Below are 20,561 nucleotides of genomic sequence, written 5' to 3'. Positions count from 1 at the left end.
TAACCCTTGGCCTCCTTCTTGCCCTCGGCGGGGGTGGCCGGTCCCACCTTGAGCGGAGTCTCGTCCGCGCAGACGGCGAACGCGAGGGTGATCAGCGTGCGGATCGCGAAGTCGCACGCGGCAAGCGCCCGCGCCGCGCGCCGCAGCAGGGAGTGGACGAACCCCGCGGACGGCTCGGCGCCGGTCAGGGAGGTGAGGATCTCCACCACGCGGTGCACCGGCACGAAGTGGACGACCAGCAGGTAGATGGCGTAGGCGCGCAGGTTCGGCCCGTATTCCACGCGGCCGCTGCCCGCGCCCTCGGGCCGGGCGGCAGTGTGCACCTTCCCGCACGAACAGGCGACCGCGTGTTGGTCGTACTGGGTGACGGTCACGGTGACCAGCGGGATCTCGTGCTGCTGGTAGCGGTCGACCACGCCCAGGTCGACAGCGCTCGCCAGGTCGGACCCACAGGCGCACAGGCCACCAGGGACGCGTTGCTCGTGGCGGTCGAGCTCGTCCTCCTCGCGCCAGCGCAGTGCGGTGCCGGGCGCGCCGGGCTGCTTGCCCTTGCCCCGTCCGGACGGCTTCGCCCGCCGCTGCTTACGCGGTGGGATGCGGCCCGGCCCGTCATCTCCCGAGGGCGGCATCGACGAGTTCGAGCTGTTGCGCGAGGCCAGGTGCCGCAGCCGCTCCAACTCGGCCTGCTGTTGCTCGAACTTCTCCATCAGCGCGGACAGTTGCGCTGCCATGGCCTGGATCTGGGCGTTCTGCCGCTCGACCACTGCCCCCTGCTCGCGGGCGAGCTCGACCAGCTCCCCGTGCGACAGCGACTCCAGATCAGACACACCATGATCCAACCACAGACCACCACCAGGACGCTCACACGCTCACAGGGCGTCAGTAGACCAGCGCTCTCCGATTACCTGGTGAATGTTTGCTTCAGAAGGTCGGCCGTGCGTCCACCTCCTGACGATGTGACAGGTACGGGGTGGGTGCGGCAGGATCCGTGGTCATGTCGTCCGCTCTGGAGTCTGCATCGCGCGAGGATCTCGTCACGCTGATCGGACTGCCACGGCAGCTGTAGTTCGTGATCATGCGGCTGCGGCAGCCTCGTTCCAGCGGTGGTGGCAGGCGGCTGCTCGGTGTTGATGGCGGCGGCGCCAGTGGGACCAGTGCAGGACGTGCTCCGGGGTGGTGACCGGTGTCGGCAGGGCGAAGGTCCGTAGCAGTCGCAGGAGTTCGGGCCGGGTGAGGGCGATCATGGGCCCGCTCTCGGCGCCGGACTCGTCGGGGCTGTCGGCGTGGTGCTGGGCGGTGGCCACGGCCAGGAGGGCGGCGGCGATGAGGCTGATCAGACTCCAGCGCATCCAGGATGTCCAGCAGGTCACCTGTCCCTCGTCGAGCCCGGCCAGGGACTTCGCGGCCTGGAAGTCCTCCTCGACCCGCCAGCGGCGGCAGACCACGTCGACGAGATCGGCCAGCGCGACAGGGGTGGCGGAGTGGCAGCGGTAGAAGGAGAGTTCGCGGGTATATCGGTGGCGGCGGACCAGCAGGAAGCTGTGGCCCGCCTCGTGGCCGGGCGGGGTGTCGTCGGCGCTCACCTCGATCATGGCCCAGTCGTAGTGCCGGTCACCCTTGGTGCCGTGGCCGGTGCGCAGACGCTGCCAGGCCCGGCGGGGCAGCTTCGCCAGCACGCGCGCGGTGTCGAAGCGGCCGGCCGGGGTGGTCACGCGGTGCGAAGCGGGGACCGCGACGGCGTAGTCGTAGCCGAGCTCGCGTATGCGCATCCGCAGGTCACGGCCGCCATAGACCTCGTCGGCGGCCACCCAGCGGGCTGGGAAGCCCTGGACGCGGGCGCGCTCCAGCATCACGGCGGCCAGCTGCGGTTTGGTCGCGAAGACCACCTCGTCGGGCACCCCGGTCAAAAGCCGCCGCTCCTCGTCGGCGGCCCAGTCCCTCGTGAAGTACAGCGTCCGGTCGACCAGCGCGTTCCCTTCTGCCCCGGCGTAGGTGAGATGGACGGCGACCTGGCACAAGCCGATCCCGCCCAGAGCTCCGGAATACTGCTGGGCCGCGCCGACCGCGTCGGTCGAGGATTTCGCATCCCCCGTCTCGTCCACCACCAACACCGCTTGGCTGTCGGCGAGTTGATTCACTACGAAGGCGGCCCAGGCGGGTCCGGACGGCCTCGTGGTCCCACACCGCCCTGGACAGGAAGTGCTGCAACCGGTGCGGACCGGGGTGCCCCAACGCCTCCGCCAGCGTCCAGCAGTTGATCCGTTCCAGCCCCATCAGCACCGCCCCGGTCAGCTCGCGCAGGGTCGATCGCGTCTCACGGCGCGGGAAACAGTCCGCCACCAGCCCCGCGAACGCCCCGACGGTATCGCGCCACACCGCTTCCGCTACGGTGGCCTCCACGGCCACCGGGCTCTGATTCGTCGTCACAAACGGTCATGATCACGGTGGCCGTACCCGTGCCCGAGGCCACCCCCGTCACGCCACTGACCAGCGCCGACCTGTTACCGATCACGAACTACAGCTGCTGGGACTGCTCCAGCGGCAGGTGGCGGCCGCAGAGGCGCGGGCCGAAGCGGCAGAGGCCCAGGCGGCCGAACTCGCGGTGGCCAACGAACGGTTGACCGCTCGGGTGGCGGAGTTGGAGCGGCGTCTTGGCCGGAACTCGGGCAACTCCTCGATGCCGCCCTCCTCGGACGCCTTCGGGCGGCCGGAGAAGAAGCCGCAGCCCAGGAGCGGACGCAAGCGAGGCCGTCAGCCCGGCACCGGCGGGTCGGGGCTGACCATGACCGACAAGCCCGACGTCACCGAAGACCATGTCCCGGCGGCCTGCGCCGGCTGCGGAAGCACGCTGGATCAGGGCGACAGTGTCGGCTTCGAGCGGCGCCAGGTCCGGGACATCCCCCTGTCCACGGTGAAGATCACCGAGCATCGGGCCCACCGCTGCCGGTGCGCCTGCGGCACCATCACGGCCCAGCCGATGCCCGGGCAGATCGCCGGGTCCCCGTCCTCCTACGGACCGAACCTGCGCGCACTCGCCGTCTATCTGCTGGTGTTCCAGCACATCCCCGTGGAGCGGACCGCGCAGCTGATCAAGGATGTGACCGGGGCGGAGGTCTCCACCGGCTGGGTGGCCTCCCTCCTCCCCGAGGCCGCCGGCCTGGTCGAAGACTCCCTGAACCTGATCCGGGCCCTGCTCATCCTGGGCCACGTCCTGCACGCGGACGAGACCACCACCCGCATCGGCTCCGTGCGGCGCTGGCTGCACGTGGCCTGTACCGACCTGCTCACCCTGCTCCATCTCGCCCCGCGCTCGCGCGCCGGGGCGGACGCGGGCGGCGTGCTGCCGCACTACCGCGGCGTCCTGGTCCACGACTCGCTGTCCCTGTATGTGGGCTACCCGCACTGCACCCATCAGCTGTGCGGCGCCCATCTGATCCGTGAACTGACCGCCGCCGAAGAGGACTTCCCCCACCAAAAGTGGCATCAGCAGATCCGGTGGGCCCTGGCCGGGCTGAACACCCAGGCGACACGGGTCCGCGCCGGTGAGATCGGCGAGATCACCCCCGAGGCCCTGCTGCTGTACCTGGACGCCTTTCACCGGGGCATCACCGTCGGACTCTCCGAGCACCCCAGAGCGCCGGGCCGCAAGCAGTCCCCGGCCCGCAACCTGCTGGAACGCCTGCGGGATCAGGCCCACTCGATCCTGCGCTTCGCCGACGACCCCCGGCACGTGCCCTTCACCAACAACTGCGGCGAGCGGGCGCTTCGGCCGGTCAAGACCTAGCTAAAGATCTCCGGCTGCCACCAGTCCGAGACCGGTGCGACGGCCTGGCTCGCCGTGCGTTCTTACCTCGACTCCGCCCGCAAACACGGGCTCAGCGCCTTCGAGGCCATCCACCGCGCCTTCACCGGCATCCTCTGGATGCCCCCGATCGAACAAGCCACCTGACCAGCAAGCCTCACACACCGTCACCGATCAGCCGCATTCCTTCTGAATGCTTACCCTTGCGGAGGAGCGTGTTGAAGGTGCGGGTGAGGTTGGTCTGGTCGATCGGTCGGCCCTGTGCTGTGGTGAACACGTGCCCGTCGTGCTGCCACGTGGTGCCCGCGGCCTCACGTTCGCGCTGTTGCTGTTCGTGGTGGAGTTTCAGCGACTGGACGCAGCGGGTGGGAAGGGCGATGCGGCGCTCGGAGGCCCGCGTTTTGGTGGACAGCGTGGTGAGCCCGCCTGCGGCGGTTCGCTGAAGGGTGCGGCGGATGGCGGCGGTGCCTGCGTCGAGGTCGAGGTCTTCCCAGTGTAGGCCGGGAAGTTCACCCTTGCGGAGTCCGGTGTGGAGGGCGAGTTCGAACAGCGCGTGCAACCGGTGTCCGCGCGTGGCCGCGAGGAACGGGCGGGCTTCGTCGGCGGTGAGGGGCTCGAAGCGCCGGGGCCGTGGGGTGCCGGTGCGGACGTTGCGGGCGACGTTGCGCGGGATCTCTTCTTCGCGCACGGCGTGCTCCAGGGCGGACTTGAGCAATCGAGGCGAGCTGGCCGGAGCGGAGGAGGTCGTCGACGGCGGAGCGGCTGAGATGGAGGCGGGCCATGACCTGCGGCACCGTCAGGAACTCCTCGGGCGTGCTCGGCCTCTCGTGGGGCGCGATGGTCCTGCGAGCGGTCATCAGCAGCCCCCTTCGGCCACGAACTGCCGTTCCAGTTCCTTGCTGTGCCAGACGTGGGCGGCGAGGAGGGCCGCGCCGGGGCTGTAGCCCGAGCCGAGGTAGGCCCAGTGGCCGACGACGAGCGTGGTCGTCGGGTCGTGCTCGGGCGGGCCGGCGTGGGCGCGGGCCTGTTCGGTGCGCCAGGTGCGGCGGGCGTCGCGCAGCGCGCCGAGGGTGGCTGTACTGCCGCCCCTGCCGGGGACCGCGTGGGCGGCTTTCTGGGTCATGCCGAGCCGGGCGGCGAGCTCGCGGCGCAGGTAGGTGGTGAAGCGAGTCCGCAAGGCTCCGGCGTGGGCGTTGAACAGGACCGCGCCCGTGTAGTCGTACGTTGCGGGGTTCAGCGGCGTCCCGATCAGAGGATCCGTGGGTTCGTGGAGCTTGCGGCAGCGGCAGGGACGGATGTCGCCGCCGGGGGGTTCCCCTATGTGTTTGATCAAGATCGAAGGCCAGTACGTTCGTGTGGTCGAGGGCGGGAGCCGAACCGTAGGGGTGTGTGTCGTGGAGAGGCAGGTTGGTAAGGCCGGTGGCACGGGCGGCGCGGATGCGGTCTTCGGCGCGGGCCCGCTGGCGGTGGCGCAGTTCCAGCGCCGCGATCGCGGCATCCTTGGTGTTGGTGGCGAACGCCGTCAGGCGCATACCGTCGGCATCGGTGAAACGCAAGCAGGTCGAGGTGTTGTCATGTGGGTGGACTCTCTTCTCCGTGCGACAGGTCGTGACGCGCGGGACTTCGCGCAGCCCTGGTCGGAGATCGAAGCAGAACTGGATGCCGAACTGCCCAGCGACTACAAGCAGTTGTGCCAGGCGTTCGTGTCGGTGAATTCTCAAGGGCGGTGTCGGTGCTGTGCTCTGACGAGACCCGCGTGGCGGATCTGTTGAGGAAGTGGCGCAGACTGCTGGAGAACGACGACAGCCCGGACGGCCCGTTCGTGCCCTACCGGATCCATGTGCCCGGGACGACGGGGGGCCTGATCCCATGGGGAATCTCGCGTGCTGCCGACAAGTTCTTCTGGCAGGTCACGGACGGCGCGGTGGACGCCTGGCCGGTCTTCGCCAAGATGGAGGACTCCGAGGACTGGGGCCGCTACGAGATGACCGCTACGGAGTTCCTGTACCGGATCCTCACCGATCCCGGGTTCCGGCCCTACACCGTGGCCGATGCCGTGCCCGAGCCGTTCTTCGAACCTGCTTGAACCGCCGGTGACGGAGAGGAAGGAACTTACTCTGATGACGATGTGTGGAAGCCGCCGTCGTACGAGTCCCAGCAACCAGATTCCGCACCGGATGTCGCCACGGGGGCGCCGTAGCCGCCAGCTCGCCGACATCCCCGTCCTGCCCGGCGACGAATCCGTTGCCGCACCGAGCAATGGTCAAGAGTTGTGGACTGAGTAGCTGATGTCTGCCGGAGCTTTTCCCACTCGGTCCGGGTGACTTCGTACGTGAGGTCCGGCCTTTCGAGGCGGCCTGTGGTCATGCCCGAGCCCGTGATCAGCTTCAGAGGCGTCCGGCCGTGGGAAGGAATCGAGTGAACTTCCCGCGGTGGGGTGCCAGCCACTGCGCGATGTCGATGACGACGGCAGGGTCGACGTGTTGGGGCGCGTCATAGTCCGTCGGCGTGGATGGCCCTTCGCCGGGGAAGAACAGGTGGTCGTCGGCGTCGTAGACACGGATCGTGACATCCGAGCGGTGGGCGAGGCCATGCCTCCACCGTGCGAGGTCATCGTCGACGGTCACTTGGTAGTCGCGTCCTCCTTGGAGAATGAGCATCGGTTTGCCCACGCCGGCCGCAGCGGAGACGGGGTCGTAGCCGCGCATGTCCAGCCAGTACGGTGCGGGGAAGCCGAACGGCAGGTCCTCGGCCGGCGTCGCGGCGGACAACTCCGGGCTGTCGACACGTGCGGCCTGTTCGGCGGCGATGGCGACGGCGGCCTCGATGTCAGAGCCGGGGTTCACGGTGGACAGGTAGCGGGTGACCCGGACGGCGGCGTGATGCATCGGCTGGGCGTCCCCGGCCAGGATCACCAGGCCGGCGACGGACGGTTCGGCGGCTGCTACGCGCGGCGCTACCTTGCCGCCCATGCTGTGGCCCAGCAGGAAGACTCGTTCGGCGTCCACGGCCGGGTGGCGGTGGAGCAGATGGACGGCGGCGACGGTATGCGGCACGTACTCGTCCGACATGGTGAAATCGGGCGCGGAGGCCACGTCCGGGTGGGTGTGGGTCACCTTGTCGAACCGCAGCACGGCCACGCCGCGGCTGGCCAGTCCCCAGGCCAGGTCCTTCAGCGGCTTGTTCGGTCCGCTGGTCTCGTCGCGGTCGAAGGGGCCGCCGCCGCTGAGGAGTACGACGCCGGGCCGTGGGCCGCGCCTGCGGGGCAGCGTCAGCGTGCCGGGCACGGCGAGTGGGCCGCTGCCGACTGTGACCTCCTGCTCGGTGAACCTGCTCCGGGCCGCGTAGGGCGGCGGTGTCCAGGACGTGGTGGACGGGGGCGCGAGGCGTAGGCCGTGCAGCATGCCGGTGTCGTCCACCGACATGACCACGGTCAGACCCCCGTGTTCACAGGTCACCGGGACGCTCACGCGGACCAGCCCCGGCTCGCGCTGTTCGGTCGTCGGTTGCCCGATCCCCGTGATCGATCCTTTCGCGCCGGTCTCGGTCGCCCAGGCCGTCCGCAGCGTTTCCGCGGACACGACTGCTCGCAGCCGCGGGGCGAAAAGCTCTTCGATCTCGGTGAAGCGCCCGCTGCGTGCCAGGCCGATGACCTGCGTCGCACTCTGAGCCGGACTCGGTCCCATCCCCCGCCACCCTTCTCATTTTTTGCGAACGGTAGCAGATTGCGAGAAGGTTGGCTCATGAACACGTTGGAACTCCTGGCGCACCCGGTGCGCCTGCGGATCGTGCACGCCATGCGTAACGGGCGGATGCTGACCACGTCCCAGTTGTGCGCGCTGGTGCCGGACGTGTCGAAGGCGATGGTCTACCGGCACGTCGACCTGCTCTCCAAGGGCGGAATCCTCGAAGTGGCCGAGGAGCGGCGGGTGCGGGGCGCGGTGGAACGGGCCTTCCGCCTGCGCGAGGACCGGGCGGTCATCGACGCCGACACGGTCACGTCACTCTCGCTCGACGATCACCGCGGCGCGTTCGCCGTCGCACTCGCCGTGCTGGCGGCCGAGTTCAACACCTACCTCGAACAAGACCACGCCGACCCGGCCGAGGATCTCGTCGGCTACCGGCAGCACGCAGTCTGGCTCAGCCGCAGCGAACTCCGCGAGCTGATCAGTGAGTTGCGCAGCGTGATCGCGCCCCGGCTGGCCAACCAGCCCACAAGCGACCGCGCGCGATACCTGCTCAGCCCGATCCTCTTTCCGATCGAGGAACCGTCCAGAGACTCGGCCACCGCTTGAAACGCCGACAACTCGAAGAATGAGCAAGATCTCCGAGAGCCGGCGGACGACGCAGTGGCTCAGATCGCCGGCGTGTCTCCCGACTTCGGCATCCGCGATCCTCGACATGTCTGCGAGCTGCGGCTGTGCGATGCCCGGAGAGTTCGAAGCGGGGGTCCGGAAGGATCACGCCACTGCGGCCTCGGGACGTTCGACGAACTGGCCGCGTTCGAAGCGAGCCCCGGTTCGGACGAGGGCGACGAGGTGAGGGGCGTTGACGGCCCGCCACCGCTGCTGGGCGGACTCGACGAGCTTGAAGTACCGCAGCGGCGAGCGGACCGTCATCGTGCCTCTCCATCGCAGCCTCGCACCCGGCACCCCCGCTCCATCCTTCGCCAGGCCGACTGGACCGTCGACGACCTCGAAGAGCACCCGCGGTAGCACCCTCCACGAGGTTGCGGGCGCGGGCGCGGTGTCAGCCCGATCGGACTGACACCGGCCACAGACCCTCGCAAGGCCCCCGCAGGATCACTACGGCGCTGCGCTACATGGCCGAGGAGCGGCGGCCGCCTCGGCGGTCGGAGCCGCGGCCGCTGGTACCGGCAGAGCCGCCCGTGGCTCCGCCGGCCGCCGCTCGTCGGCGGGATCCGCGGGCATCCTTGCCGGACGCAGTGCCGTTCGTCGCACCGGCCGCGGCTCGGCGGTCGGAGCCGAGGCCGCCCGCGCCGACGGCACCACCCTTGGCCCCGGCGGCTTTCGTACCGCGGGCGGAGCCGCGCCCGCTGGTCGCGGACGTGCCGCCGGCCGCTGCCGCCCCTGCGGCCCGGCGGTCCGAGCCCCGGCCGCCCGTCCTGGTGGCAGCACCTGTCGCCGCTGCGGGCCCGCCGCCGTTTCGGCGTCGGCGGCCGGACCGGCCGCCGGGCTTGGTGCCGGCCCTGCCGTCCGGGCGGGACGCCGTCGGTGTCGCCGGCTGGGGGACCTCGATGGTGACGGGCTCGCCGGACGGCTCGCGGGCTCCGGTGATGGTGGCCAGTTCCGCGTCGCTCGACTTGACGCGGGCCGTTCGGGGGCGGATGCCCGCGTCCGACATGAGCCGGGTGACGTCCTGTTTCTGGTCGGGCAGGACCAGTGTGACCACGCTGCCGGAGCCGCCGGCGCGGGCCGTGCGGCCGCCCCGGTGGAGGTAGTCCTTGTGGTCGGTGGGGGGATCGACGTTCACGACCAGGTCGAGGTCGTCGACGTGTATGCCCCGGGCCGCGACGTTCGTCGCCACCAGCGCGGTGACCTGGCCGTTCTTGAACTGTTCCAGGGTGCGGTTCCGCTGCGGCTGAGAGCGGCCCCCGTGCAGTGCCGCGGCGCGGACACCGACGGCCAGGAGCCGCTTGGTGAGCCGGTCGGCGGACCTCTTGGTGTCGAGGAAGAGGATGACCCGGCCGTCACGGGCCGCGATGCGCGTGGTGACCGCCTTCTTGTCGGTCTCGTCCTGGACGTGGAGCACGTGGTGCTCCATGGTGGCCACCGCTCCCGCGGACGGGTCCACGGAGTGCACCACGGGGTCGGTCAGGAACCGCTGCACCAGGCGGTCGATGTTGCGGTCCAGCGTGGCCGAGAAGAGCATGCGCTGTCCGTCGGGCCGTACTTGCTGGATCAGCTTGGTGATCTGCGGCAGGAAGCCCATGTCGGTCATCTGGTCGGCTTCGTCCAGCACCGTGATGCGTACGCTGTCGAGCACGCAGTCCCCGCGTTCCACGAGGTCGTTGAGCCTGCCGGGAGTCGCCACGAGCACCTCGGTGCCGCGCCGGAGCGCAGCGGCCTGCTTGGTGATGGACAGCCCGCCGACCACGGCGGCCAGCCGAAGGTTCACCGCCGTCGCGTAGGGGGTCAGGGCCTCGGTCACCTGCTGGGCGAGTTCACGGGTGGGCACCAGCACGAGGGCGAGGGGTGCCCTGGGCTCCGCACGCAGTCCGGCCGTGCGGGCCAGGACCGCCAGCCCGAACGCGAGGGTCTTGCCGGAGCCGGTGCGTCCCCGCCCCAGCAGATCACGGCCGGCGAGCGAGTTGGGCAGCGTGGCGGCCTGAATGGGGAAGGGGGTGGTGACGCCTTGCGCGGTGAGGGTCTTCAGCAGCCCCGCGGGCATGTCCAGGTCGGCGAAGTCCTCGACGGCGGGAAGTGCGGGTGTCGTGCTTTCCGGCAGCCGGAATTCCCTTGGCGACGACGCGGGGGGTGGGGGTGACGAGGCACGCCGGTTCGGCTTCTGGGGCCTGCGGGACATGCAGTTATCTGCCTTCCTGAAAACAGCACAAACCGGGGTCCGCACCATGGCGGTGCGGACCCCGGTGAGCGGATACGCGTCCGGCAATCAGGCGGGGATGATGTTCTCCGCCTGCGGGCCCTTCTGGCCCTGCGTGACGTCGAAGGAGACCCGCTGGCCCTCCTGGAGCTCACGGAAGCCCTGGGTCGCGATGTTCGAGTAGTGGGCGAAGACGTCGGGGCCGCCGCCGTCCTGCTGAATGAAGCCGAAACCCTTTTCGGCGTTGAACCACTTCACGGTTCCCTGTGCCATGACTTTCTCCGATCTGTAGGCAGAGGCCCCATCCGGAGATGCCGGAAAACAAATAATGCGCCCTAAGGAGAAGCATTCCTGTCAGGCGCACATAGGTTCATGGGTACCACAACTGCAACCCCGGAACCGTAGCACAGCTCGGCGGACCGCGGTGACTCACCGAGGCGCGCCGGGGTTCCTCGGAGCCTCTTGAGGACCGTGACGTCCGCCTGGCCGCACGGACGCGGGGGCGCAGGGCCGAGCGGGAGCGGGGGCATAAATCGGTGGCGCTCGGGAGCGTGCGGCTCTACGGTGAGGACCGCTTCGCGCGGCGGCCGCTGGTCGCCGCCGTCGACCGAGTGAGGAACGGGAGGTGTGACCGATGGCTGTCTCTGTGATGGGCGCTGCCCGCAACCAGAAGATCATCCACTCCACCTCCGTGGTCTCCGGCTGACCTTTCTCACAGCGCACACGCGCGCGGAGCCGGGGCCGCCCTTGTGAAGGGTTCCCCTTGAATCTCTCCTCTCCTTCGGTTTCGTCGCGCCCTCTCGCCGTCTACGGCTGGGACGAGGGCTGGGAAGCCGAGTTCGCTCCCTATGCCGGGCAGGGGCTGCTGCCCGGCCGTGTCGTGCGGGTCGACCGTGGCCTGTGTGACGTCGTCACCCCGGCGGGCACCGTACGCGCCGACACCGAGTTCGTCGTTCCGCGTGACCCGATGAAGGTCGTGTGCACCGGGGACTGGGTCGCCGTCGACCCCGAAGGCACCGATCCGCGGTACGTGCGGACGCTGCTGCCGCGCCGTACCGCGTTCGTGCGGTCGACGTCGTCCAAGCGGTCCGAGGGCCAGGTGCTGGCCACGAACATGGATCACGTCGTCATCTGTGTGTCGCTCGCGGTCGAACTCGACCTCGGGCGGATCGAGCGGTTCCTGGCGCTGGCCATGTCCTGTTCGAGCGGTGAGGCACTGCTGCATACGTCGGCGGGCTTCCGGGGGTCCGGGGCACAGCCGGTCGTCGTGCTCACCAAAGCGGATCTGGTGCCGGACGCGGTGACGCTCTCGCACCTCGTCCAGGACGTGGAGACGACCGCGCCCGGGGTGCCGGTGCTGCCGGTCAGTGCCCGGCTGGGCGAGGGACTCGACGTCCTCGCCGCCGTCCTCTGCGGCGGTACGGCCGTGCTGCTCGGGCAGTCCGGCGCCGGCAAGTCGACCCTCGCCAACGCGCTGCTCGGCGAGGACGTCATGACCGTACAGGCCGCGAGGGACGTGGACGGCAAGGGCCGCCACACCACCACCACGCGCCATCTGCTCGTCCTGCCGGGCGGGGGAGTCGTCATCGACACCCCCGGGCTGCGGGGGGTGGGGCTCTGGGACGCCGGGACCGGGGTGGGCCAGGTGTTCTCCGAGATCGAGGAACTGTCCGCCGAGTGCCGCTTCCACGACTGCGCGCACGGCGCGGAACCCGGATGCGCGGTGCGCGCGGCCCTCGACGCCGGGGAACTGTCCGAGCGGCGGCTGGACAGCTACCGGAAACTGCTCCGGGAGAACCAGCGGATCATCGCCAAGACGGATGCGCGGGTGCGGGCGGAGCTGCGGCGCGAGTGGAAACGGAGGGGGGCCGAGGGGAAGGCGGCGATGGAGGCCAAGCGGGGGCGCCGGCACTGAGGGGCGCGGCCCCGTGCTCGCCGCCGCCGCGACCGAGGACGGGGCCGCGCCGCACGCCGCGCCGGCCGCCCTCACCACCACCCTCGCCGACGGAACCCTCCGTCTCGACGCCGGGGCCGACCGCGACGAGGCACAGGAGGCGCTGCTCGCCCTGCCCGGCAGGGATCCGCACACCGCCGTGGCCGTCCGCGCCCGTGCCCTGGGCGACCCCGATGCGGCACCACCGGGCGAGGACGTCCCCGACGCGTGGCGCCCTGACGCTCCTACGCCTTCCAGCACCTGCGGACCGCCGCCGCGCAACGGGCCCCGTCCGCCCCGCCCCCCAGCGGGACGGCGCAGCGATGTGGCCAAGATGGCGCCGGATCCGCTGCGGGAGTGCGGACGCCGCCGCCCGGCTTTCCTGCTTCCGGACCGTGCGCCGCGCAGATGTCCCGTACCCGCTCCATGCGGAGGACCTCAACGCCGCCGATGGTCGGCGTTCGAAGTCGTGCACAGGGCGTCGTCGACCAGCTTGCTCTCGGCCTGTTCCACGCGCAGGACGTCGTCCGCGGAATCGGCGAGGACGCCCGACAACGAGACCGTGACGCTGCGCCGGCCGTCGGCGGTGACGCCGACGGTGCTGATCCAGCCGGAATCGCCGCCCTCGTGGCCCCAGTACACCCCGCCGCAGGACAGCGGGCGTGAGAAGAGCCCCAGCCCGTCACGGGCGCCCGGCATGAACTGCTCGAACTTCTTGCTGATCCGAATGGTCTGTTTCATCTGCGTCAGCTGTGCCGGTGGCAGGAGCCTGCCGCCGAGCAGGGCGCGGAAGAACCGGTTGAGATCGGCGGTGGTGGAGACGAGCCCGGCCTCTCCGTTGGTGCCCGAGCCGACCTGCTCGGTGACGTCCACGAGCGGCTCGCCGGCCGTGAACCTCTGATAGGTCTCGGCATGTGGCTGGGGCAGCGTGGGTGAAGTACCCGGCCAGAAGGTGTGATCGAGGCCGAGCGGCCGGACGATCCGATCCCTTACCTCCTCGTGCCAGGGGTGCCCGGTGACCCGCTCGATGATCATGCCGAGCAGGACGTAACCGGTGTTGGAGTAACTCCAGTGCTTGCCGGGCCGGAAGTCCGGGCGGTGGCGCATCGCCCGGGCGACGGTCTGCTCGGGTGTGTAGGTGTCGTATCGGTGCCGGTAGAAGTCCTCCGCCGAGGTGTAGTCCGGGTAGTCGTCGTGGATGCCGCTGGTGTGCTGGAGCAGTTGGCGGATGGTGATCGCGCGACCGTCATTGCCGTTTCCGGACACCACGCCGGGCAACCATCGCTCGACCGAGTCGTCCAGGGAGAGCCTGTGGTCGCCGGCGAGTTGCAGGATCACGGTGGCCACGAACGTCTTGGTGACGCTGGCTATCCGGAAGTGGCCGTTCCGAGGGACCGGCCGCCGGGCCGTCAGGTCGGCGACGCCGCTGGTGGCGGTCACGTTCCGGCCGTCAGAGGTGACCAGGCGGGCCTGCACTCCCGTCACGCCGAGTGCAGTGATCGCATCGGCGTCGCGCTGGAGGTGGGTTCGGTCGTCGTGCTGCCGGGCGGCCATCGCGCCGGGGACACTGGTGGAAAGGGTTCCGGCCACGATGGCGGCCAGCGCCAGGTTCCGTCGGATGGATCGGCCGCGCCGCCGTGGTGAGCTAACTGGTGAACTCGTCATGGGCGTTGACGCTAGGTCTGGCCGAGGTGAGCAGACGATACCGCTCACCGGTGAGAAAAAGGGGTAGTGGGCTGTAGTGTCAGGCTCGGTCGTGATGTCTCAGACTTGTGCGAATGAACCACCATGGGGCCAGTCGGCTTTGGGCGATGTGGCGCGGTCTGGGTTATCTCCTGGGAAGCCTGTTCACCGCTGCGGTCGCCCTGTTCGCGCTGCCCGTACTCATCATCCCGATGATGGCTCGCGCCTGGGCGTCCTGGCATCGGCGCCGCGCCGACCGGCTGCTGCTCTCTCCGCGTTCTGGTCCCGTCCGTGTCGGTACGTGGCGTGTTCTCGGGTGGCTGTGCACATCCATCGTGACCAGTCTGGCGTTCGGGCTCGTCGTGGTGCTGTGCGCAGGCAACGCGGTGGCCACGGCCGTCACGGTGCCCTTGTGGTGGGCGTTGCCCGCCGGCACCCGCGCGGGCGGCTTCGCCGCCGGTGTTCCCCTGTCCGGGTGGCGCACGGCGTTGACCCTGGGCACCGCGCAAATCGTCGTCTTCGCGGCCCTGACCTACTGGCTGGTTCCCCTGCTGGCGCGCCTGCACGCCCGGATCTGTGTGGCGTCGCTGTCCCCCTCGGCCGCCGAGAGGTTGGCGCAGCGGGTGGAGACGCTGACCGAGACGCGGGCCGGCGCCATGCACGCGCACGGCGCGGAACTCCGCCGGATCGAACGTGACCTGCACGACGGCACCCAGGCCCGGCTGGTGGCCATCGCGATGCGGCTGGGCCTGGCCCGTGAGTCGCTGAGCGAGGACCCCCGGACGGTGGCCAGACTCTTGGAGGAAGCGCATGAGAGTACCGAGGAGGCCATGGCGGAGCTTCGTGCGGTGACCCGGACGATCTACCCGCCGATCCTCGCCGATCGCGGCCTCGCCGGGGCGCTGGCCGCGCTGGGGACCCGATCGGCGATCGACACCACCCTCGACATCGGCGACCTCGGCACGATCCCCGCCGCGGTCGAGGCCGTGGCCTACTTCACGATCGCCGAGGCGCTCACCAACGCTGCCAAGCACAGCCAGGCCACCCGGACCACGGTCCGCGTCGCACGCGACGGTGACCGGCTGTCGATCGAGGTCACCGACGACGGAATCGGCGGCGCCGACGAGACACTGGGTACCGGCATCGCCGGAATCCGCCACCGTGTTCTGGCGCTCGACGGCACCGTCCGCATCCACAGCCCCAGCGGCGGCCCGACCACGATCACTGTGAGGCTGGCGTGCGGGTCGTGATCGCCGAGGACAACGTCCTGCTGTCCAACGGGCTGGAACTCCTGCTGACCGCCAAGGGCTTTCACGTCGCCGCGATCACCCAGGACGCCCCCGGTTTCGTCGCCGCCGTCACCGAACACCGACCGGACGTCACCATCGTCGATGTACGGCTACCGCCGACCTTCCGCGACGAGGGCATCCACGCCGCCATCCACGCCCGCCGCCGGCACCCCGGCCTGCCCGTGCTGGTCCTCTCCCAATACGTCGAGCAGCAGTACGCCGGCGAGCTGATCTCCGATGGACGCGGCGGCGTCGGCTACCTTCTCAAGGACCGGGTGAGCCGGGTGAGCGAGTTCGTCGACGCGCTGCGGCGGGTCGCCGCCGGCGGTACCGTCATGGACCCCGAGGTGATCGGGCAGCTCCTCACCTGTCACGCCCACGACCCGATTGCCGCTCTCACGCGACGCGAACGCGAAGTTCTCGCCCTGATGGCCGAAGGAAAGGACAACGCCACGATCGCGGCCCGGCTCGTCATCACCGAGAACGCCGTCCACAAGCACATCGGCAGCATCTTCGCCAAGCTCGGCCTCTCGCCGGCCGACAGCGGCCACCGCCGCGTCCTCGCAGTCCTCACCTATCTCAGCCGCCACTGACCAAGAGCTCCGAACGAAGTGGGCGTCCGGCTCGCGGCGCCCGGCACGCACTTCCCCAAGCTCTTCGAGCAGAAGGGACCCCCAGCCGCGTTGCCGGAAGGCCCAAGCAGCTCCTCCCTCACATGCACCCGAACGTGTGACGGTGGGTTAGCCCGTCGGCGTGTCCCGGGAAGACATCGAGCGCTTCCCGGCCCCGTGCCCGGGGCCGCCGGCGCGGAAAGGGCGAGTCCGTATGATCCACCTTCCCCGGACGGCCGGAACCCGGCGCCGCTGCCTGGGCGTTCTGGTGCTCACCCTCCTGTCGACCGCGGCCACCTTCCCGGGCGCCGCCGGCCGGGCCGAGACGGCACCGCGGTGGACCGGCACCTGGGAGGCCGCCGCCTCCGGAACCGTCCCCGCCCTCCCCGGCACCTCGATCCGCAACGTCGTGCACATCAGCGTCGGCGGCAGCGCCGCCCGGGTCCGCCTCTCCAACCGTCTCGGCACCGCCCCGCTCCACCTCGACACCGTCACCGTCGCGGTGCAGCGGGCGGGCATGTCCGCGAGTCCCGAGGCGGCGTCGGGCTCTGTGCGCACCGCCACCTTCGCGGGCGCCACCTCCGTGACGGTCCCGCCGGGCCAGGACCGGGTCACCGATGCCGTCCGCCTGGCCGTTCCGGCGGATGCCAACCTCCTCGTCACCGTGCACACCTCGGGCGACTGCGGCCCGGCGACCTACCACCGCACCTCCCTGCAGCCGGGCTTCCTCGCCAGGGGCGGCGACCACGCGGCCGACACCTCCGCCGCCGCGTACACGGGCAGGGTGTCCCACTGGTACTACGTGACCGGCGTCGACGTCCTGCGCGAGGCCGCCCCCGCCAGTGTCGTCGCGCTCGGCGACTCCCTCACCGACGGCGACGGATCCTCGTACGGCACCAACCACCGCTGGCCCGATCTGCTGTCCCGGCGGCTGCGCGCGCTGCCCGCCGAGCGGCGGCCCGGCGTGCTGAACGCGGGGATCTCCGGCAACCGCCTGCTGCGCGGCGGGGTGGGGCCGAGCGCGCTGAGCCGCCTCGACGCGGACGTTCTCTCCCGCACCGGGGTGCGCACGCTGATCGTCCTGGAGGGCGTCAACGACCTCAAGGGCACCCCGCCCCAGACCGATCCGGGCGCCTTCGTCCGCGCGTACCGCCGGATCGTGGCCCGCGCCCACGCCCATGGCATCCACGTCATCGGCGCCACCCTCACCCCCTTCGGCGGCCACAGTGCCTGGACGCCGGCCCGCGAGGATCTGCGCCACGCGGTCAACGCCCTGATCCGCAGCGGGGTGTTCGACGCGGTCGCGGACTTCGACGCGGCCGTCCGCGACCCCGCGCGGCCCGACCGCATCCGCCCCGCCTACGACTCGGGCGACCACCTCCACCTCGACGACGCCGGGATGGCGGCACTGGCGGCGACCGTCGACCCCGGCGCCGCGCCGGTGCGAGGTGCCGGCGCGGCGGGCTCCGTGTCCCCCTGAGCGAACGGCCTCATGAACCGGGCGGCGGCGCAGGTCGGTTCCGGGCCACCCAGCCCCGTTCACAAGCCTGCCAGCCGAGTTGCAGCCGGGTCGTCACCCCGGTCAGCTCCATCAGCCGCTTCACCCGGCGCTGTACGGTCCGCAGGCCCAGGTCGAGCTGTTTGGCGACGCTCGCGTCGGTCAGCCCGGCGAGCAGCAGCGACAGGACCTCCAAGTCGGTGCTGTCGGGGCCGTCCGGCGCCTGCTCGGTGGGGCCGGACACGCCGAGCCGCAGCGGCAGCGCGTCCCGCCACACCGACTCGAACAGGCCGGACAGCAGCTCCAGCAGTCCGCTCGCGTGCACGACCAGCGCGGCCGGTTCCGCGGCGTGCGCGGTGAGCGCAACCATGGCCAACGCCCGGTCGGCGACCACCAGTCTGGTCGGCACCGTGTCGCTGACCCGCACCTGTTCGTCGCGGCTCAGCGCGGCCGTCAGCTCGGTGATCCCGTCGGGCCGGTCGAGCATCGCCCGCTCGACGACCACCCGGTGGCGGACGCCGCGGCCGACGGCCTGCTCCTCCGCGTCGTACTCCCTGCCCGTCACGGCGACCGGAGCGCCGGTGACGAGGGCGCACACCTCCTCCGCCGCGCCGAGCTGGAGCTGGAGGAAGCGCTGGGTGACCGCGGCCGCGCCGATCACCACCTCGACCAGATCGTGCACCGCGGGCTCGGAGGCCGCGGCCCGGTACTCCTCGGCCAGCAGCGCCGCCGCCAGCTCGGCCTTCTCCAGCTCGTGCCGCTGCTGGGTGAGCAGCGCGCCCAGCGCCATCCCGGGCGGCGCCGCCACCCAGCGGCCGGGGCGGGCCGACGACTGGGCCGCGAGCCCGTGCCGCTCCAGGCGCCGCAGCAGACGCTCGGTGTCCCGCTCGCCGAGTATCAGCCGCCGCGCGAGGTCGAGCACGTCGGCGGCGCCCACCGACACCAGTGCCCGGTACGCGGACTCGTGTGTCCCGTCCAGCCCGATCGCTGCCAGCATCAGCCGTCGTCCCTCCCCTGAGACCAGACTCCGCGGTGCGCCGCGTGGCGGAAAACGGCCACGGCGCACACCCGCCTCGGAACATCATCGCCGTACCCCCGGTCCCCCTGCCAAGGTGGCGCCACCGAGGCGGTAACCGCCGCCCGGAGGCCACTCGGCCTGCGCGGATGCCGAACGAGGGGCTCTCGGGCCCTCGAAGACGTGACGGGAGACCAAAGGCGTGCCGGGCCCGTCACCGCGGTGCCGCCGGGCTGTTCCTCCGTGGGGGTGGAATCGTCCGGCGACCGGGCCCGGCCCGGCCCATCCCGTCCGGTTTCGCGTCACCGTTCGAGCCTCGACCACCGTGCCGTCAGGAAGCGGTGACACGGCCTGTTTTTCCCGATGCCCCGTTTCGCTGTGCCGCGTGCGGTGGACAATTGGGGCATGAGTCTGCAGGGGGAGAGGTCTGGCGGCCACGAGGACGACTGGTGGGGGCAGTTGTACGACGGCTCCACCGGGGACACGGGACCGGCCCCCGGGGCCGACAGCCTGGACGACCGCTTCGCCTCCGCGGCGGGCACGGTCGGTTTGGGGACTCCTCCGTTCGGGGGGTCTTCGGAGAGTGACTCCGGCGTCGGTGCCGGTGCCGGTGCCGGAGCTGACGGCGACGGGTCGTGGGGGAGCGGCGGCCCAGGACCGCTCGCGGGGCGGCCGGCGCACGACGCGGGCCGCCCCGCCGACGTCACGCCGCACACCGCTCCGCCGGAGCCCGGGGATCCCCTGCGGCCCCCCGCCCCGCGTTCCGGGCCCGTGCCGTGGGACCCCCCGACCGCCCGTCCGCCGGGCCCGATGACCTTCCCGCCCGGCCCGAAACCGCCGGGGTTCCGCGCGGCGGCCCCCCTCGGCGGCCCTCCGACGGAGCCGCCACCGGCCCGGGTTCCGCCGCCGGACAGCGCGTCGGCCGCCGTACCGCCACCCCCGGACCGCTTCCCGTCCGACGGACCGCCGTCTCCCGACCACCCCCCGGCCCCTCCCGCCGACGCCACTCCGGCGGGATCCGCTCCGGCAGCCGTGCCGCCGTCCGTGCCGCCGTCAGGCGAAGCCCTCTCCTCTGTCACGCATCCGCCCGCGGAGGAGGCCGTCCCCCACGCCGCGCCCCCGGTCGACTACGTCGGCTCCGGACCGCCCACCTACGACGCCGAGCCCACCGCCCTCCCGCTCGCCGACCCGGACGCCCTCGACGAACTGGTCCCCGACACCGTGCTGGACGGGGCGCGCTACGGGGTTCTGACGCTGCGCGCGGCCTCCGTGCGGGGTGACTCGGCGCGCTTCAGGGGCGAGCCGCGCCGGGACTGCCTGCTCACCGCCCGTTTCGGCACCGGCGACCAGGCCCTCGTCCTCGTCGCCATGGCGACCGGCGCACGGGCCGCCCCCGGGGCGCACCGGGCCGCCGCCCAGGTGTGCCGGTGGATCGGGCGGGCCGTCGGACGCAGCCACGCCCGTCTCGTCGAGGACATCCGGGCCGCCCGGCACGCCGACCTCAAGGCGGGCCTGCACCGGCTCACCGACCGCGGCCTCGGCAGACTCCGCGCGAGCGCCGCCGAACAGGGCGTCGACCCGCAGGAGTACACCGCCGGCCTGCGCTGTCTGCTGCTGCCCGCCGACCCGGCCTGCCGCACCCGGGTGTTCTTCGGCGTCGGCGAGGGCGGCCTGTTCCGGCTACGGGGCGGTCAGTGGCAGGACATCGAGCCCCGGGCCGCCGAGCCGGCGGGCGAGCCGGTGGCCGGCTTCGGCTCGCTGCCGTCCGAGACCCCCGAGGGCGACCGGCTCACCATGGACCTGGGCATCACGACGCCCCCGAGCGCCCTTGAGCCGTCCCCGGAGCCACCCCGGGACCCGTTCCGCTTCCGGGCCTCCATCGCCCGGCCGGGTGACACGCTCCTGCTGTGCACCAGTGGCCTGGCCGACCCGCTGCGCGGCGAACCACAGCTCGCCGGGCATCTGACGCTGCGCTGGTCGACGGGCGGACCGCCGGGCCTGGACGCCTTCCTCGCGGACGCCAGAGTGAGGGTGAAGGGCTACGCCGACGACCGTACGGCGGCCGCTGTCTGGGAGGCGTGATCGCGACCGCTGTGGATTGATGGACCCAAGGAGACGGAAGGGGTGCATGGATCCATGGCCAAGCAGAACGTCGCCGACCAGTTC

General features: G+C 71.4%; 15 protein-coding genes and 4 pseudogenes. 8 read left to right on the top strand and 11 right to left on the bottom strand.

The features are described from left to right. Together ACWD5Q_RS33375 and ACWD5Q_RS33370 are read right to left on the bottom strand one after the other, a co-directional pair. A partial coding sequence (locus ACWD5Q_RS33375) for a DUF6444 domain-containing protein (RefSeq protein WP_451430827.1) occupies positions 1-827 on the bottom strand: 827 nt, incomplete at its 3' end. Between the two features lie 246 nt (positions 828-1,073). Continuing rightward, positions 1,074-2,427 (bottom strand): annotated as a pseudogene (locus tag ACWD5Q_RS33370) (IS701 family transposase). A 118-nt stretch (positions 2,428-2,545) separates the two neighbouring features. On the opposite strand from ACWD5Q_RS33370, the gene tnpC reads away from it, so the two are divergent. Beyond that, on the top strand, positions 2,546-3,784 hold the full coding sequence (gene tnpC / locus ACWD5Q_RS33365; RefSeq protein ID WP_451430826.1) for an IS66 family transposase: 1,239 nt from the start codon (positions 2,546-2,548) through the stop codon (positions 3,782-3,784). 178 nt (positions 3,785-3,962) lie between these two features. On the opposite strand, the pseudogene ACWD5Q_RS33360 reads toward tnpC, so the two are convergent. The 3 genes and pseudogenes from ACWD5Q_RS33360 to ACWD5Q_RS33350 form a co-directional block, all read right to left on the bottom strand. Continuing rightward, positions 3,963-4,517, bottom strand: a pseudogene (locus ACWD5Q_RS33360) (site-specific integrase); the annotation flags it as partial. A 141-nt stretch (positions 4,518-4,658) separates the two neighbouring features. Beyond that, entirely contained in the window at positions 4,659-5,135 is a 477-nt protein-coding gene (locus tag ACWD5Q_RS33355; RefSeq protein ID WP_451430825.1) for a replication initiator, read from the bottom strand. A gap of 58 nt (positions 5,136-5,193) precedes the next feature. Further along, a pseudogene (locus ACWD5Q_RS33350) lies at positions 5,194-5,358 on the bottom strand (IS1380 family transposase); the annotation flags it as partial. 200 nt (positions 5,359-5,558) lie between these two features. On the opposite strand from ACWD5Q_RS33350, the gene ACWD5Q_RS33345 reads away from it, so the two are divergent. Further along, positions 5,559-5,888 (top strand): hypothetical protein, encoded by a 330-nt coding sequence (locus tag ACWD5Q_RS33345; RefSeq protein WP_451430824.1) that lies wholly within the window; start codon positions 5,559-5,561, stop codon positions 5,886-5,888. Between the two features lie 301 nt (positions 5,889-6,189). Here ACWD5Q_RS33345 and ACWD5Q_RS33340 read toward each other — a convergent pair whose 3' ends face one another. Then, positions 6,190-7,488 (bottom strand): alpha/beta fold hydrolase, encoded by a 1,299-nt coding sequence (locus tag ACWD5Q_RS33340; RefSeq protein ID WP_451430823.1) that lies wholly within the window; start codon positions 7,486-7,488, stop codon positions 6,190-6,192. Positions 7,489-7,545: 57 nt separating this feature from the next. On the opposite strand from ACWD5Q_RS33340, the gene ACWD5Q_RS33335 reads away from it, so the two are divergent. After that, the gene (locus tag ACWD5Q_RS33335; protein ID WP_451430822.1) at positions 7,546-8,097 is read left to right on the top strand and encodes a helix-turn-helix domain-containing protein; all 552 of its coding nucleotides are present in this window, start codon (positions 7,546-7,548) and stop codon (positions 8,095-8,097) included. A gap of 165 nt (positions 8,098-8,262) precedes the next feature. Here the strand turns inward: ACWD5Q_RS33335 and ACWD5Q_RS33330 are convergent. The 3 genes and pseudogenes from ACWD5Q_RS33330 to ACWD5Q_RS33320 all read right to left on the bottom strand — a co-directional run. Then, a pseudogene (locus ACWD5Q_RS33330) lies at positions 8,263-8,394 on the bottom strand (IS256 family transposase); the annotation flags it as partial. A 226-nt stretch (positions 8,395-8,620) separates the two neighbouring features. Further along, positions 8,621-10,348 (bottom strand): DEAD/DEAH box helicase, encoded by a 1,728-nt coding sequence (locus ACWD5Q_RS33325; RefSeq protein WP_451430821.1) that lies wholly within the window; start codon positions 10,346-10,348, stop codon positions 8,621-8,623. An 87-nt stretch (positions 10,349-10,435) separates the two neighbouring features. After that, on the bottom strand, positions 10,436-10,639 hold the full coding sequence (locus ACWD5Q_RS33320; RefSeq protein WP_071365560.1) for a cold-shock protein: 204 nt from the start codon (positions 10,637-10,639) through the stop codon (positions 10,436-10,438). Between the two features lie 490 nt (positions 10,640-11,129). Here ACWD5Q_RS33320 and rsgA point away from each other — a divergent pair, with 490 nt between their 5' ends. Then, the gene (gene rsgA / locus ACWD5Q_RS33315; RefSeq protein WP_451430820.1) at positions 11,130-12,281 is read left to right on the top strand and encodes a ribosome small subunit-dependent GTPase A; all 1,152 of its coding nucleotides are present in this window, start codon (positions 11,130-11,132) and stop codon (positions 12,279-12,281) included. Between the two features lie 456 nt (positions 12,282-12,737). Here rsgA and ACWD5Q_RS33310 read toward each other — a convergent pair whose 3' ends face one another. Continuing rightward, positions 12,738-13,964 carry a serine hydrolase domain-containing protein gene (locus ACWD5Q_RS33310; RefSeq protein ID WP_451430819.1) on the bottom strand — a complete coding sequence of 409 codons (1,227 nt, stop codon included), beginning with the start codon at positions 13,962-13,964 and terminating at the stop codon, positions 12,738-12,740. A 113-nt stretch (positions 13,965-14,077) separates the two neighbouring features. Between ACWD5Q_RS33310 and ACWD5Q_RS33305 the strand changes: the two genes are divergently transcribed. The 3 genes from ACWD5Q_RS33305 to ACWD5Q_RS33295 all read left to right on the top strand — a co-directional run bounded on the left by ACWD5Q_RS33305 (position 14,078) and on the right by ACWD5Q_RS33295 (position 17,362). Then, a complete protein-coding gene (locus tag ACWD5Q_RS33305; RefSeq protein WP_451430818.1) occupies positions 14,078-15,232 on the top strand; it encodes a histidine kinase in 1,155 nt (384 codons plus the stop codon). After that, positions 15,220-15,864 carry a LuxR C-terminal-related transcriptional regulator gene (locus ACWD5Q_RS33300; RefSeq protein ID WP_451430817.1) on the top strand — a complete coding sequence of 215 codons (645 nt, stop codon included), beginning with the start codon at positions 15,220-15,222 and terminating at the stop codon, positions 15,862-15,864. The genes ACWD5Q_RS33305 and ACWD5Q_RS33300 overlap by 13 nt, the downstream gene beginning before the upstream one ends. 232 nt (positions 15,865-16,096) lie before the next feature. After that, positions 16,097-17,362 (top strand): SGNH/GDSL hydrolase family protein, encoded by a 1,266-nt coding sequence (locus tag ACWD5Q_RS33295; RefSeq protein WP_451430816.1) that lies wholly within the window; start codon positions 16,097-16,099, stop codon positions 17,360-17,362. A 10-nt stretch (positions 17,363-17,372) separates the two neighbouring features. Here ACWD5Q_RS33295 and ACWD5Q_RS33290 read toward each other — a convergent pair whose 3' ends face one another. After that, complete coding sequence (locus tag ACWD5Q_RS33290) at positions 17,373-18,377, bottom strand: helix-turn-helix transcriptional regulator (protein ID WP_451430815.1); 1,005 nt, start codon at positions 18,375-18,377, stop codon at positions 17,373-17,375. 423 nt (positions 18,378-18,800) lie between these two features. On the opposite strand from ACWD5Q_RS33290, the gene ACWD5Q_RS33285 reads away from it, so the two are divergent. Then, positions 18,801-20,477, top strand: a complete 1,677-nt coding sequence (locus ACWD5Q_RS33285; protein ID WP_451430814.1) for a protein phosphatase 2C domain-containing protein — start codon at positions 18,801-18,803, stop codon at positions 20,475-20,477. Positions 20,478-20,561 lie beyond the last annotated feature (84 nt).

The organism is Streptomyces sp. NPDC002513 (assembly GCF_053595355.1).
Note: the sequence above shows the minus strand (reverse complement) of the source record. Positions and strands in the feature narration are given on the sequence as shown.